Source organism: Ruminococcus albus 7 = DSM 20455 (assembly GCF_000179635.2).
Lineage (GTDB): Bacteria > Bacillota > Clostridia > Oscillospirales > Ruminococcaceae > Hominimerdicola > Hominimerdicola alba.
On the sequence record NC_014833.1, the window covers coordinates 2,233,966 to 2,246,682 of the forward strand.

Consider the following 12,717-nt stretch of genomic DNA (forward strand, 5'->3'; position numbering starts at 1 on the left):
TTGATAGAATGAAGATCAAGAAATTAGTCGCCGTATTCAGTGCGGCGGCTGTGATGACGACCTCGGCAGGAGGATTGCCGCTTGGCAATTTTAAGTTGTTAGATAATGTAGTCACGGCGAGTGCAGGTCCACCCGACACTACGGGCGGCAACGGTATAAATCCCGGTACAATTATCATTCATGCTCCCGACCTTTATATAGCAGGAAACGGAAGCACTGAAAGAGGTTCATGGGTCAATGGTGAAAACTGGAATGCAGGTGCTGATTCAAATAAGATGAGCTATGATAATGATAGCGGGATATACTCTATAAGCTATGAAAATGTTCCTGCCGGTGAGGGTTACGAGTTCAAATTCACACAAGACGGATCGTGGGAGGTTTCTTACGGATATAGTACCACTACTGATATAGCTTTGAATGAATGGCATCAAATAGGCACATCAGCAGGAGAAGATTCTAATATCAGTTTCAATCTTGAAGAGGATTCTGACCTGACGATAAAATATGACCTTAATACAACAAAATTCAGAGTGTTTGCAACAGCCGTTCATGTACACTCATGGAACTACACTGCAGACGGCAATACCATAACTGCAAGCTGCACGAATGGCTGTGACATCACTGAAGGTCTTACAATGACCATAAGCGCACCGACTTCGCTTGAATATGACGGCAACCCAAAGGAAGCCACCCTCAGTACAAACTATAATACCACAGCATTTCCAGATACATATACTATTGAGTATTACAGTGGAACGACAAAGCTAAGCGGTGCACCGACCAACAAAGGCAGCTACACTGCAAAAGTGACAGCAGGTAATGCAACAGCGAGCGTTGAGTTCACTATCACAAAGACCGTACCTTATATAAGTTACACTTATAACGATAACGGTATTACAGCAAGCTCCGAACAGCAGTGTCAGACATACACCTCGGTCACTTCAAGCACGACCACTTGGAATAACGGCTGGTATGTTGTTGACAGCAATGTGACTATCTCCGGTAGAGTGACCGCAAACGGCAATAATGTCAACCTAATACTTTGCAATGGCTGTACGCTGAATGTTACAAAAGGTATAAGAGTAGAAAGCGGCAAAAAGCTCACAATTTATGCACAAAGTGAAAAAACGAATACTATGGGTGTTCTTAAAGCAAAAGACGTTGTTGACACGAGCGAGAATGCAGGAATAGGTGGAAACAATGGAAAAGCCGCAGGAACAATTATCATTAACGGAGGTAAGATTTATACACGCGGTTCAAAAAACACCTCTAATAACGGCGCAGGTGCAGGCATAGGCGGAGGACATAATGGCGCAGGCGGCACTGTCTATATAAATGGCGGTTATGTTTCTATACCACAAGTTAAAGCTGTTGCAGGTATAGGCGGAGGTTCACAGGCATCAGGAGGTAAGATAGTTATAAACGGCGGTACCGTAAGCGCAGGAAGTTATGCAGGCGCTGCTATCGGCTGCGGCTGGAACAGCAGTGGTGCAACTGTTTATATAAACGGTGGTACAGTTACCGGAAACACCTATACCTCAGGATGGGGAATAGGCGGCAAAAACTCTTCTGTAAGAATTACCGGAGGAACAATTTCAGCCAGCGCCACGGACACAGGTTATGCACTTGGAGGAACAGGTGCAAAGGTAACAATCACTGGCGGAATTGTAACAGCATACAGCAAGAGCAAAAATGCTATTGAACAAACAATAACTTTCGGTAATAATATGGTTGCAGTATCAGGTAAGGAAAATGATTTCAGCAAGTCTCTGCCGTGCTTCGACTACCCCTCAAAGAAAGGTAAATACGTCAAAGTGTGGGAACATACACATTCTCTTTCATATGAATGTGTCGAAAACCACTTTGCTGTAAAGTGTGCAAATGATAACTGTAATCTGATAAACGGTGAACTTGGACTTACTCTATATGCAGATGATAAGATATATGACGGAACGGCATATGATCTTCAGCATTCGGATTGTGACAGCTTTGCACACACCTTTGCCGATGAGTTCAAGCTGTTGACAGGAAACACCGTGTCTATAGGGAAAATCGAGCTGTACAAAGATGACAGTAAGATATCTGCGGCAATAAATGCAGGGTCATATACAGCCAAGCAGAATATAACAGTAGGAAGTACTACTTATACTGTTGTCAAGGACTTCAATATCATAAGTACTGACCCCGCCTACACCGTAACTATCCCCGCAACCGTTGACCTCGGCGGTGCACCTGCTACGGTCAGCATAGACAGCATGGAAAATATACCAACCGGAAAATCTGTGCGTGTTACGATAGAGGGCGATACAGATGGCAATTTCACAGTGGAACAAGCCGATGATAAGCTCAGCTATACTATCACAGGCACAAGACCGAGTCACCTTAATGCCGAGCCGGATGATACCACACAGCTGGATGTAAAGGACAGCGACGAGATACTCCACGTTGACGGTGCGGACGATACAGGCAATCCGCGCTATATCGAACTAAAATTCAACGAACCCGAACAGGAGCCCAAATACGCGGGCGATTACACAGGTACAGTTACGTTTAACGTATCACTATCATGATCTAGGAGGGAATGAACTATGAAAAACAAAAAAAGATTTATCGCAGGCATGATAACACTCACAATGGTATCTGCAATGGCACCTATAAACGCCTTTGCAACTGAGAACATCAAGACCCTCGATGCAAACACCTCTTCTAACAGCACCGATGTGAAGTACAGCGTTGACCCCAGCTATACTGTGGTCATTCCCGCAAGTGTCACACTTTCGGATACTGCCGCGACAAGCGCATCAATCTCGGTGGATGAAACTGCCAAGCCGTTCAAGCTGGCTAAGGGTCAGAAGCTTTCAGTAAAGATAGCAAACGAAGATACCAATAATTTCAAGGTTACTAACGCTGACGACTCCCTCGACTACACCGTAACCGCAGGTTCGGAAACTCTTGCAAAGGGCAGCACAGCCGCGGAATTCTCCAATGATGACAAGACCGACAAGACCCTTACTTTCTCCAAGATGGACGCTTCAAAGGCAAAGTACGCAGGCGATTATAAGGGTACGCTGACGTTTGGTATCTCGGTAGAAGAAACAGCAACGACTATCGGCATAGGAACAGTATTCAAGATAGGCGAGACTGTTGATATGGGCGAGTACTATTATTGGAATGACAAATACCAAAATGAAGGTAGTTTGTTCTGGAATGCAAAAACTGCAACTGTTGAATATTTTGAGGCGGACGGCACGGACGGTTATATGCTTTATGTTAAATCCAATACTATGGAAAATCTATATGTCGAAACTACTAAAACAATCTATATTAATGTTGGTGATGGACATACAGTGAATGACGAACCGACAGGTCTTGTTATAGTAAGTGGTTCGGGAACACAGAATTCCCCATTCGTTTTAGGCGCATATTATGGCTAAGGAGGAACTCAACATGAAAAAACTGATAAGCGGCATGACCGCATTTACAATTGCAAGTATGATGACAGTTACAGCTTTTGCAGAAGCAGCCATCAGTAATACGACCATCACCCCTAAAGGCGGCGACCCTTTTGACGTGAACCCTACCCCCGAAACGGCGGGCGCGACGGTCGAATTTAACGTTGACCCGACCTACACCGTGACAATACCCGCAAGCTTCGAGCTTACAGGCGAATACGGACAACAGTATTCGGGCAGCGGCACCATTCAGACCGGCAAGGTATTCCTGAATGAGGGCGAAAAGATAGTTGTCACCCTGACAAGCGCAAGCAAGTTCAATATGTCCCACGAGGGTGCAGGCGAGTATAAGCTCCCCTACACCGCCGAGGGAAGTTTTGGCAAGCTGACAAACAAGGAAACAGGCGGCAAGGTAGCCGAATTTCCCACCTCGACCGAACCCGCAAGTGCCGGTATCTCTTTCACCACCGATGAGACACCCACATTCGCAGGCAAGTACACCGACCCCGTAGTATTCGGAATTTCTATTGAAAAGGAGCCATCATAATGAAAACTAAAAGATTACTGGCGGCAGGCATGGCGCTGACTATGATAACATCTGTCTGCACACTGACCGCAAACGCTATGCAGATATTCGTCAAGACACTGACAGGCAAAACTATAACTCTTGATGTTGAACCCAGCGATACTGTTGAAAACGTTAAGGCTAAAATACAGGATAAAGAGGGCGTAGCTCCGGATGCACAAAGACTCATCTTTGCAGGCAAACAGCTTGAAAATAACAAAACTCTTGCAGATTACAATATCCAGAAAGAAAGCACCCTGCATATAATCTTTAACCTTACACAAATAGTTCCCGATACCGATAATTTACCTGACCCTAAGCCATCTTCTGCAGGACTGGAAGTTTCATATGAGGTATCGCCCACCTACACAGTAGTTATCCCCGCAAGCGTAACTCTATCAGACACCGAAGAGACCACCAAGCCGATAACTGCAACAGACGTCAGACTTGCGCAGGATTCAAAGATAGTTGTCACCCTTGACAGCGCATCTAATACCGCAAGCGGCAGTACATTCAATGCAAAGATAGGCGATTCCACCGCGAATTATACCATAAAGTCCGATAATGCAGACGTATCGGTAGGCGGCACAGTTGCAGAGTTCGATACCAAGACAGGCGAGCAGTCCAAGACACTGGCATTCTCCAAGGCAACAGGCGCGACCTACGCAGGCAAGCACACCGAAACGCTGACCTTTGGTATCAAAGTTGAATAAGGAGGAACCGATATGAAAAAACTTATAAACGGACTTTCCGCACTTGCAATACTAGCAATGCCTGTTACGGCATTTGCAGAACCCACCACGATAAACGAAACCAGCGACCCGCAGTCGGCTAATGCGGTCATCACCACCGAGATAGCACCTGCATACATCGTGACTATCCCCCTCGACACCAATGTGACATTCAATACCGAGAATACCGATTTCGGCACCATCGAACTTACGAAGGCACAGCTCGACCCCGGCAAGGCGGTAAAAGTATCTCTGGTCACCGACAGCAAGATGGAAAACAAGGCTGACGAGGAAAAGACCCTTGCATACACCATTTTCGAGGGAACAAGTGATGCCGTTACCGAAAAGGTATTCACTTCCGCAGAATACACCGCAGTAGGTGATAAAACAGACCTTACCATAAATATCACCGCGGAAGACTGGCAGACCGCATACGCAGGTGAGTACAGTGACACCGTGACATTCAATGTTGAATACACTGATGCAGCACCCGAATCATAAGGAGTTGATCGCATGAAAAAATATGCAGTATTCCTGCTTTGTCTTTCCATGCTGACCTGCACCGCCATACCAGCCTTCGCTGAGGGCGAGCAAAACCCGACCACAGGAGAAGCGACCATAGGAACAGAAGTCCCCGAGACCCACGATCTCAAACTGACGATCACAGGTGATGTCGATGTAAAGGTCAACGGTGTAGACGGTAAGGAGTTCACAGTGGAACGACTTTCCGAACCCGTTCTTGAGATCAAAGCTAATGACGGCGAGAAGATCACCAAGGTCGTGCTGAACGGCGAAGATGTCACCGATCAGGTGGTAGACGGCAAACTGAAACTGCCAAGCGTATATGAGGACGGCGTGTATGACCTGTCCATTGAAACAGAACCGATATCCGATTCCTCAAGCAGATCCGAAAGCAGTTCACAAAAGGCTGAAACTGTTTCAACATACAGTACTCAGCCAAACGCAAGCAACGCTAACCCCGCAACAGGTGTTGCAGGCGGTGTGTCGTTAGGCACAGCGGTCCTGCTTGCAGCTATCGGGATAGCAAGAAAAAAAGGCAGTGAAGACGAAGAAGAATGATATCCTGTGAAACAGACCTGACTAGCCATCCGGCAGTCAGGTCTGTTCTTTATGACAAAAATATCATTCTGCAAATAAACACCGTCATATATGAAAATCATAGCACAAAAGACCCTGACAAAATATCTGAGCGTATCCCATGTGGAATTGCTATCGTAATTTGTCACAAGGGTCGGATGTTCAAGTTTCAGTCTTCTTACGATCGCAGCACCGAATACAAAAGCCTTTTACCCAGCGACAAATGCGTGCTGCTGTGTGGTCATCAACGAACTCATTTATTGCATCACAAATTGCAGCGTAGATTTTGGCACTTAAATGCTTGAACGGAACAACAAAATCCGGCAGTTCACGATGATAGTGATAACACTTAGGTAAGCGTAAAATAAACCGCGTCCCATAAAAAACTCACCCCTGCCCGTGATTTTTCCGAGCAGGGGTTTGATCATTCCACGCATATAAACTTGAGGTTTTTATCAACATACTTGATCATTGTATACGCCGGCGTGTGAGAACCACCTGCACGGTGTTTCAGAGCCAGTCTGCCGCTGTTTGAGAGCCACCTTGCCAGACATGAGAGCCACTTCGATAATCTGCATGACGGAGTGAGCTTTTATGCCGCAAAAGCCGCTTGACAGTGAGTATGAGTGTGGTAGGCTGGTGGCCAGGCAGCAGCCCTCGTGGCTGCCTGCCTGTGCTGCCGGACTACCGCACTCATAGAGGCTTGCTGTCAAGTGGACTGTGGAATAAATGCGAACGAACCTAGTTCGAGAATGGCGTTTATCACAAGTGGCTCTTTACTCCGTGAAAGTGGCTCTCAAAGTCCGTGCAGATGGCTCTGACGAAACGGCATACACAATCATGTTTTTGTACTCGATCTCAGCGCTCTTCAGCTTGATCGACATAAGAAAATCTAAGAATGCACCGGTTTTCTCAAACTGGTACGGCTCTGCCTGAAAGCGGTTATTGCATTTTGTGCAGGCAAGATAGGGCTCGTTCTTTATTGTGAATTCATTCCTGTGACCTTGAAATGTATGGATCGAAGTCTCGCTGATCTCAAGTTTCAGAGGTGCATGGCAGTAACGGCACTCTTCAAGTACTTCTTTCATTTTTCTTCCCTCCATGGTAATAATATCGTTCCCGCAGGCTGTGAAAACAGCTCGGTCAGGTATTTCTCGGCATCAAGACCGTTCGCTTGTGCAGTTGAAATGACTGAATACAGTGCGGCGCTCGCTTTTGCTCCGTTGGCTGTGTTACTGAATAACCAATTGCGTCTGCCGACAGCAAACGGTCTTATTGCGTTTTCGGCTCTGTTGTTGTCGATAGGCACGTCTCCGTTTTCGAGAAATGTATACAGATACTTCCGTTCATTCAGCGCATATCTTACTGCATCTGTCAGCTTGCCCTTACCGCTGACCTGAACAGTTTCAAGCCACGCAAAAAACTCGTCAAGCAAAGGCTTTACCTTCACAAGGCGCTGTTCATATCTGTATTCTGTGGAGCTGTCGGCAAGCAGATTTTCTTCGTGATATATCTTGTTGAAATATTCTACTGCCTTTGCCGCAACAGAAGTGCTGTGCAGCTTTTGGTCGTTCGGAAGAGTCTGAATAAAACCACGCCTGGTATGAGTCATACAGCCGCACCGCTTCGCACTCTCGACAGCGTTGTAGGCATCATATCCGTCACAGACCAGATATCCGATAAAGCCTTTAAGGAAATTCGAGGGATGCTCGCCTTTCCTTGTGGGCTGATAATCGAAAATGATGATGTTGCGGTCGTTCATCTTGCCGTTGCAGTAGACCCACATTCTTGATGTCGAGGTAGGCTTTCTGCCTTCCTCGTGAAGCACTTGAACGGTCGTTTCATCTGCGTGGATGATCTGCCCCGAGATAAGCATCTCGTGCATCTTCTCTACAATAGGCATACACCATTTTTCAGCAGCCATAATCACCCAGTTTGAAATAGTTGCTTTGAGCAGAGGTATCTTCTTTGAATTAAAGTCCTTTTCCTGACGGTGCAGAGGTACAGACTTTGCATATTTTTCGTAGATGATATGCGCCAGAAGTTCGGGAGAACAATAGCTTCCCGGGATCATTGCATGAGGATACGGTGCACGGATGATATGACAAGGTTCGTCTCTTTCCTCGGGCTTTTCTCCGCACTCGGGACACTTGTATTTATGTACGATATGTCTGCGAATATAGAATTTGGCGGGTGAATATACAAGCTCATCATAAGCCTTTTCATCACCGATCTCCACCATTTTCGCACCGCATATCTCACAGACGGGATCTTTGATCTCATGATGTTCCTCTTTAACAGGAAGACTGCTCATCCAGTCATCATAAGTTCGCTTTTTCTTGCGCTTGTGTTCGGGAACAGTTATTGTTCCATGCTCTTTATATACAGACTTTTCTTCTTTCCCGAACATCGATAGCTGAACACCGAATTCTTTCTCCATGACAACAGCTGTCTGCTCCGTTTTTCTTCCGAATATCTGCTTTCTGAACCATTCCAGCTGCTGGTTGGCAAGTGCTAGTTCTTCTTTGAGGACAGCATTTTCATTACGGAGTGATACTATTTCCGATGTCATATTTTGTTCGGACATAAAGCAACCCTCCGTTCGTGATGATACATCCATAATACCACGAAAAGAGGGGCTTTTCAAGCACATATTCTGAATATTCGGTAAGTATTGCCTTAATACAGCGCGCCCGGTTTTCCTTCACGGATAGCTTTCGGCTGTTCGATCTTCAAACCTTCTAAAAGCCAGCGAATTTGCTGAGATGTGAGCATTACAGCTTCTGTTTCACTGCGCGGCCACTGAAATCTTCCGTTGTCAAGGCGCTTGTACAACAGCAGAAAACCATCGCCCTCCCACAGCAGACCTTTGATGCGGTCACAACGTCTGCCGCAGAACAAAAACAATGCTTTCGAGAACGGGTCAAGTCGAAGCTGAGCCTGAACGATAGTCGCAAGTCCGTCTATCCCGCGTCGAAGGTCGGTGTATCCCGTAACAAGATAGACCTGTGCGTCCGCTGCCAGATCATTCAGCATAGCTCATGCACCAAAGCGGTCAGAGTGTCCGCAGATATATCTGCCGGAAGAGATATTTGAAGTCCGTTTTTCTCAATGCGGATATTTTCGTTTGAGCAAGGAACTGATACAGGAACGATGGTCGGAGAATTTTCGATATACTTTTCACGCACTTTTCTTAGGCGGTTGTAATACGTGTTTGGCTTGATCCCATTTTCTTTGCACCATTCCCGGATCGTCAGACCGCTTGCCTGCTGTGCTTTGATCTGCGCAGACCATTCCTGAAGCTGCATTTCTTTTTTGATTGTTGTGATGGATGTTGTTTTGTCCATACCTGTTACCTCCTTGTCTAATCGTCTCCAATGAACTCCATGGATCAATTTGGATTATTCAATTTACTTCATGGTGTTGTTTGGAGTTTATTATACTTCATTAGACTTTGGTGAGGTAGGTGCGTGTGGTTATACGCTTACACACTTAGAACAGTAAAAAACTCTCATAGAGTATTTTTCACGCTTTCGGCTATTTTCACGGAAAACAAAACGTCTGCATCTGCCGTTAAATCTCATATGATTACCGCACTCAGGGCAAACTGCTTCTTCTTTACCGAAAATATAATGAATATCGTCTTTGACAAATGCGGAAAAATTCGATACAATAAACATAGTGTAGACGATAGCCGAGTTATGACCGTGGATCATATAAGCAAAACGGCTATCGTTTTTCCTTTCTGAAATATGGTTATTAACATTATATCATATTTCCGAATAAATAAAAAAACGGTATCCTCCCGGACACAAGGTCGGGAAGATACCGTTTTGTTTTTTGGTTTATCGCTGTTGTTTTCTCAGGAGCATTCTGCCCTGACAAATCGAGTGGTCATCTTGACAAAATAGAGTGTCTGCACCTTGACAGAACGAGTATCTGTGTGACAAGATACGTTCACTTCTGGATGACAAATAAAGGGAGCGGTAACAGCCACTTCAAAAAATCGTTATTATATGCATGAATCATAAATAATATAAATAAAAAACGCCACAGTACTTCTGAAAACATATCAGAAAAACCATGGCGCAATAGTTCATACTAAGTTCAGATAATAAATCTGATGAAGAGTAAAAACAATATTACTTAGATTTAACAGCTTCCTTAGCCTTAGCAACGATGTTTTCAGCGCAAAGACCGAACTCCTTCAGCAGATCAACTGCGGGACCGGAGTGACCGAACTCGTCGTTAACGCCTATTCTAACCTGCTTTGTTGGACACTTTGCAGTCAGAACGTCTGCAACAGCAGAACCCAGACCGCCGATAATGCTGTGCTCCTCAACTGTCAGAACAACACCGCACTTCTGTGCGTTTTTAACGATGATATCCTCATCAATGGGCTTGATGGTGTGGATATTGATAACAGCAGCGTCGATACCCTCAGCAGCAAGAGTCTTAGCAGCTTCAATAGCTTCACCAACCATCAGACCTGTTGCGAATATAGCGATATCCTTGCCTTCTCTCAGCTGAACGCCCTTGCCAAGCTCGAACTTGTAAGTAGCAGGATCGTTGATAACGGGAGCAGCAAGTCTGCCGAAACGCATATAAACAGGACCCTCGTGCAGGATAGCAGCCTCAACGGCAGCTCTTGCCTCGGTATCGTCAGCAGGGTTGATTACTGTCATGCCGGGGATAGTTCTCATCAGAGCGATATCCTCATTACACTGGTGTGTAGCACCGTCCTCACCAACAGAGATACCTGCGTGAGTAGCACCGATCTTAACGTTCAGGTGAGGATAACCGATGGAGTTTCTTACCTGCTCAAATGCTCTGCCTGCAGCAAACATAGCAAATGTTGAAGCGAAAGGTATAAGACCTGTTGCAGCCATACCAGCAGCTACGCTCATCATATTGCTCTCTGCAATACCGCAGTCAAAATGTCTGTCAGGGAACTTTTTCTTAAAAATACCTGTCTTGGTAGCTGCTGCCAGATCGGCATCAAGAACTACCAGCTTATCGTACTTATCACCAAGCTCAGCAAGCGCGTTGCCGTAGCTTTCTCTAGTTGCAATCTTCTTTACATCAGCCATGACTTAGCCCTCCAGTTCTTTCAGATGTGCGGTAAGCTCCTCAACTGCCTGAGCATACTGCTCAGCATTTGGTGCAGTACCGTGCCATGAAACGTTATCCTCCATGAAGGAAACGCCCTTGCCCTTAGTACTCTTCATAACGATGACAGTGGGCTGTCCGCAGACAGTTTCAGCCTCGTTGAAAGCCTTTTCAAGGGAATCAAAGTCATGAGCATCAGCCTCAACAACATGAAGACCAAAAGCCTTGAACTTGTCAACTATCGGATAAGGAGACATTACGTCACTGATCTTACCGTCGATCTGAAGACCATTGTTATCAACGATCATTACCAAATTATCAAGTTTATAATGAGCAGCGAACATTGAAGCTTCCCAAACCTGACCTTCCTGTATCTCGCCATCGCCGAGAACAGTATATACCTTATAATCAGCACCCTGATACTTAGCGGAAAGTGCCATACCTGCAGCTACAGATACGCCCTGTCCGAGAGAACCGGAAGACATATCAACGCCGGGGATATGTATGCATGGATGACCCTGGAGCAGAGCACCGATATGTCTCAGGCTCTTGAGCTCTTCCTTAGAGAAAAATCCTTTTTCAGCCAGTGTAGAATAAAGTGCAGGTGCAGTATGACCCTTTGACAGAACAAATCTGTCTCTGCTTGCCTCATCAGGCTTATCGGGATATACATTCAGTTTAGCAAAATAAAGATAGGTCAGCAGATCGGCAATAGAAAGGGAGCCGCCGGGATGACCCGATTTAGCGTTATAAACGCCCTCGATAATGCCGAGACGTACCTTTGTGGCAGTTATCTCAAGCTGTTTTTTAAGTGTAGCGTCCATAAAAAAACCTCCAAATTATCTGATTGTTTCGGACGAATGGAAATGATGTGGCACAAAAATGCGAACACGTTCAGCCGAGCACACATGGCTTCACACACACGCAGTTCCCTGCCCTTACATCATAAGCTCAGACGTCCGTATATATACTCAAGTGCCGCTGCAACAGCATCCTCCTCGCAGGAAACATCAAGCACAAGGTCACATACCTTCTTGACTTCATCAACTGCATTGGAGGGGCATATAGCCACATCGGCAGCCTGGAGCATTTCTATATCATTATTATAGTCACCCATGGCAACGAAGGTATAATCCTCCATGCCGCAGAGCTTTCTCATTTTCTCAAGTGCTGATCCTTTAGAAATATTCTGCGGCAGTATCTCATAATACTCCGGAGCACTTCTGACAAAATCAACACCCGTCCAGCCCTTTTGAGCGACATAATGTATGAGTTTTTCCATATTTTCAGGTTCTGTAGCAAACAGAACTTTATACCAATCCCCCGGCATATCATCAACACCGCAGAGAACAGGTTCAACCTTACAGATGAAATTATGTTTAGCTTCAAGAGGAGTCATCTGCGGAACATATACAGCGTCAAGTGTAAGTACTTCACACCCTACATCGGGATTATCTCTAAGTATCTCAGAAACTATATCCTTTGTAAAATCGGGAACGAAAACGTCATGTATCTGTTTCTTTGAATTAAGATCATAGACCATTCCGCCGTTACACATAATTATCGGACAATTGACACTGAATGATTCAAAATACTGCTGTGCCGCCTGGATGGCACGTCCCGTTGCAATAGAAAATTTTCCGCCTTTGCTTTGAAATTTTGCTATCGCATCAACACTGCGCTGTCCGGGGATCTTACTTGACGGTAAAAATGTACCATCCATATCAGTTATCAGCAGTACCTTGCTTATATCTTCAAACAT

The 12,717-nt window shown here is 45.5% G+C and carries 14 protein-coding genes; 6 read left to right on the top strand and 8 right to left on the bottom strand.

The genetic code is table 11. The annotated features are described in order from the left end of the window. Positions 1-8: 8 nt before the first annotated feature. Genes RUMAL_RS10000 through RUMAL_RS10025 form a run of 6 tightly spaced genes read left to right on the top strand, consistent with a single transcriptional unit; the run spans position 9 to position 5,828 of the window. Entirely contained in the window at positions 9-2,570 is a 2,562-nt protein-coding gene (locus RUMAL_RS10000) for a pullulanase X25 domain-containing protein (RefSeq protein WP_013498627.1), read from the top strand. An 18-nt stretch (positions 2,571-2,588) separates the two neighbouring features. Continuing rightward, entirely contained in the window at positions 2,589-3,434 is an 846-nt protein-coding gene (locus RUMAL_RS10005) for a hypothetical protein (protein ID WP_013498628.1), read from the top strand. A 13-nt stretch (positions 3,435-3,447) separates the two neighbouring features. Next, positions 3,448-3,999: a hypothetical protein gene (locus tag RUMAL_RS10010; protein ID WP_013498629.1), complete on the top strand. Its 552-nt coding sequence runs from the start codon at positions 3,448-3,450 to the stop codon at positions 3,997-3,999. Continuing rightward, positions 3,999-4,730, top strand: a complete 732-nt coding sequence (locus tag RUMAL_RS21335) for a ubiquitin-like protein (protein ID WP_013498630.1) — start codon at positions 3,999-4,001, stop codon at positions 4,728-4,730. The genes RUMAL_RS10010 and RUMAL_RS21335 overlap by 1 nt, the downstream gene beginning before the upstream one ends. Before the next feature lie 12 nt (positions 4,731-4,742). Then, positions 4,743-5,249: a hypothetical protein gene (locus RUMAL_RS10020; RefSeq protein ID WP_013498631.1), complete on the top strand. Its 507-nt coding sequence runs from the start codon at positions 4,743-4,745 to the stop codon at positions 5,247-5,249. A gap of 12 nt (positions 5,250-5,261) precedes the next feature. Continuing rightward, positions 5,262-5,828 (top strand): NPXTG-anchored protein, encoded by a 567-nt coding sequence (locus RUMAL_RS10025; RefSeq protein WP_013498632.1) that lies wholly within the window; start codon positions 5,262-5,264, stop codon positions 5,826-5,828. A gap of 180 nt (positions 5,829-6,008) precedes the next feature. On the opposite strand, the gene RUMAL_RS22940 is transcribed toward RUMAL_RS10025, so the two are convergent. The 8 genes from RUMAL_RS22940 to RUMAL_RS10065 form a co-directional block, all read right to left on the bottom strand. Next, complete coding sequence (locus RUMAL_RS22940; protein ID WP_419247555.1) at positions 6,009-6,212, bottom strand: DUF6431 domain-containing protein; 204 nt, start codon at positions 6,210-6,212, stop codon at positions 6,009-6,011. 410 nt (positions 6,213-6,622) lie between these two features. Further along, positions 6,623-6,934, bottom strand: coding sequence for a hypothetical protein (locus RUMAL_RS10030; protein ID WP_013498633.1), 312 nt, complete (start codon positions 6,932-6,934; stop codon positions 6,623-6,625). Then, positions 6,931-8,433 carry an IS66 family transposase gene (gene tnpC, locus RUMAL_RS10035; protein ID WP_013498634.1) on the bottom strand — a complete coding sequence of 501 codons (1,503 nt, stop codon included), beginning with the start codon at positions 8,431-8,433 and terminating at the stop codon, positions 6,931-6,933. The genes RUMAL_RS10030 and tnpC overlap by 4 nt, the downstream gene beginning before the upstream one ends. 92 nt (positions 8,434-8,525) lie before the next feature. Beyond that, entirely contained in the window at positions 8,526-8,882 is a 357-nt protein-coding gene (gene tnpB, locus RUMAL_RS10040) for an IS66 family insertion sequence element accessory protein TnpB (protein ID WP_013483393.1), read from the bottom strand. Further along, the gene (tnpA, locus tag RUMAL_RS10045; RefSeq protein ID WP_013483392.1) at positions 8,876-9,193 is read right to left on the bottom strand and encodes an IS66 family insertion sequence element accessory protein TnpA; all 318 of its coding nucleotides are present in this window, start codon (positions 9,191-9,193) and stop codon (positions 8,876-8,878) included. The genes tnpB and tnpA overlap by 7 nt, the downstream gene beginning before the upstream one ends. Before the next feature lie 795 nt (positions 9,194-9,988). Beyond that, positions 9,989-10,936 (bottom strand): transketolase family protein, encoded by a 948-nt coding sequence (locus RUMAL_RS10055; RefSeq protein WP_013498635.1) that lies wholly within the window; start codon positions 10,934-10,936, stop codon positions 9,989-9,991. A 3-nt stretch (positions 10,937-10,939) separates the two neighbouring features. Then, the gene (locus tag RUMAL_RS10060; RefSeq protein ID WP_013498636.1) at positions 10,940-11,779 is read right to left on the bottom strand and encodes a transketolase; all 840 of its coding nucleotides are present in this window, start codon (positions 11,777-11,779) and stop codon (positions 10,940-10,942) included. Between the two features lie 119 nt (positions 11,780-11,898). Then, positions 11,899-12,717, bottom strand: a complete 819-nt coding sequence (locus RUMAL_RS10065; protein ID WP_013498637.1) for a Cof-type HAD-IIB family hydrolase — start codon at positions 12,715-12,717, stop codon at positions 11,899-11,901.

Coding starts and splice junctions, on each gene's coding strand:
- RUMAL_RS10000 (WP_013498627.1), top strand. CDS start 9: ATGAAGATCAAGAAATTAGTCGCCGTATTCAGTGCGGCGGCTGTGATG.
- RUMAL_RS10005 (WP_013498628.1), top strand. CDS start 2,589: ATGAAAAACAAAAAAAGATTTATCGCAGGCATGATAACACTCACAATG.
- RUMAL_RS10010 (WP_013498629.1), top strand. CDS start 3,448: ATGAAAAAACTGATAAGCGGCATGACCGCATTTACAATTGCAAGTATG.
- RUMAL_RS21335 (WP_013498630.1), top strand. CDS start 3,999: ATGAAAACTAAAAGATTACTGGCGGCAGGCATGGCGCTGACTATGATA.
- RUMAL_RS10020 (WP_013498631.1), top strand. CDS start 4,743: ATGAAAAAACTTATAAACGGACTTTCCGCACTTGCAATACTAGCAATG.
- RUMAL_RS10025 (WP_013498632.1), top strand. CDS start 5,262: ATGAAAAAATATGCAGTATTCCTGCTTTGTCTTTCCATGCTGACCTGC.
- RUMAL_RS10030 (WP_013498633.1), bottom strand. CDS start 6,934: ATGAAAGAAGTACTTGAAGAGTGCCGTTACTGCCATGCACCTCTGAAA.
- tnpC (WP_013498634.1), bottom strand. CDS start 8,433: ATGTCCGAACAAAATATGACATCGGAAATAGTATCACTCCGTAATGAA.
- tnpB (WP_013483393.1), bottom strand. CDS start 8,882: ATGCTGAATGATCTGGCAGCGGACGCACAGGTCTATCTTGTTACGGGA.
- tnpA (WP_013483392.1), bottom strand. CDS start 9,193: ATGGACAAAACAACATCCATCACAACAATCAAAAAAGAAATGCAGCTT.
- RUMAL_RS10055 (WP_013498635.1), bottom strand. CDS start 10,936: ATGGCTGATGTAAAGAAGATTGCAACTAGAGAAAGCTACGGCAACGCG.
- RUMAL_RS10060 (WP_013498636.1), bottom strand. CDS start 11,779: ATGGACGCTACACTTAAAAAACAGCTTGAGATAACTGCCACAAAGGTA.
- RUMAL_RS10065 (WP_013498637.1), bottom strand. CDS start 12,717: ATGTTTGAAGATATAAGCAAGGTACTGCTGATAACTGATATGGATGGT.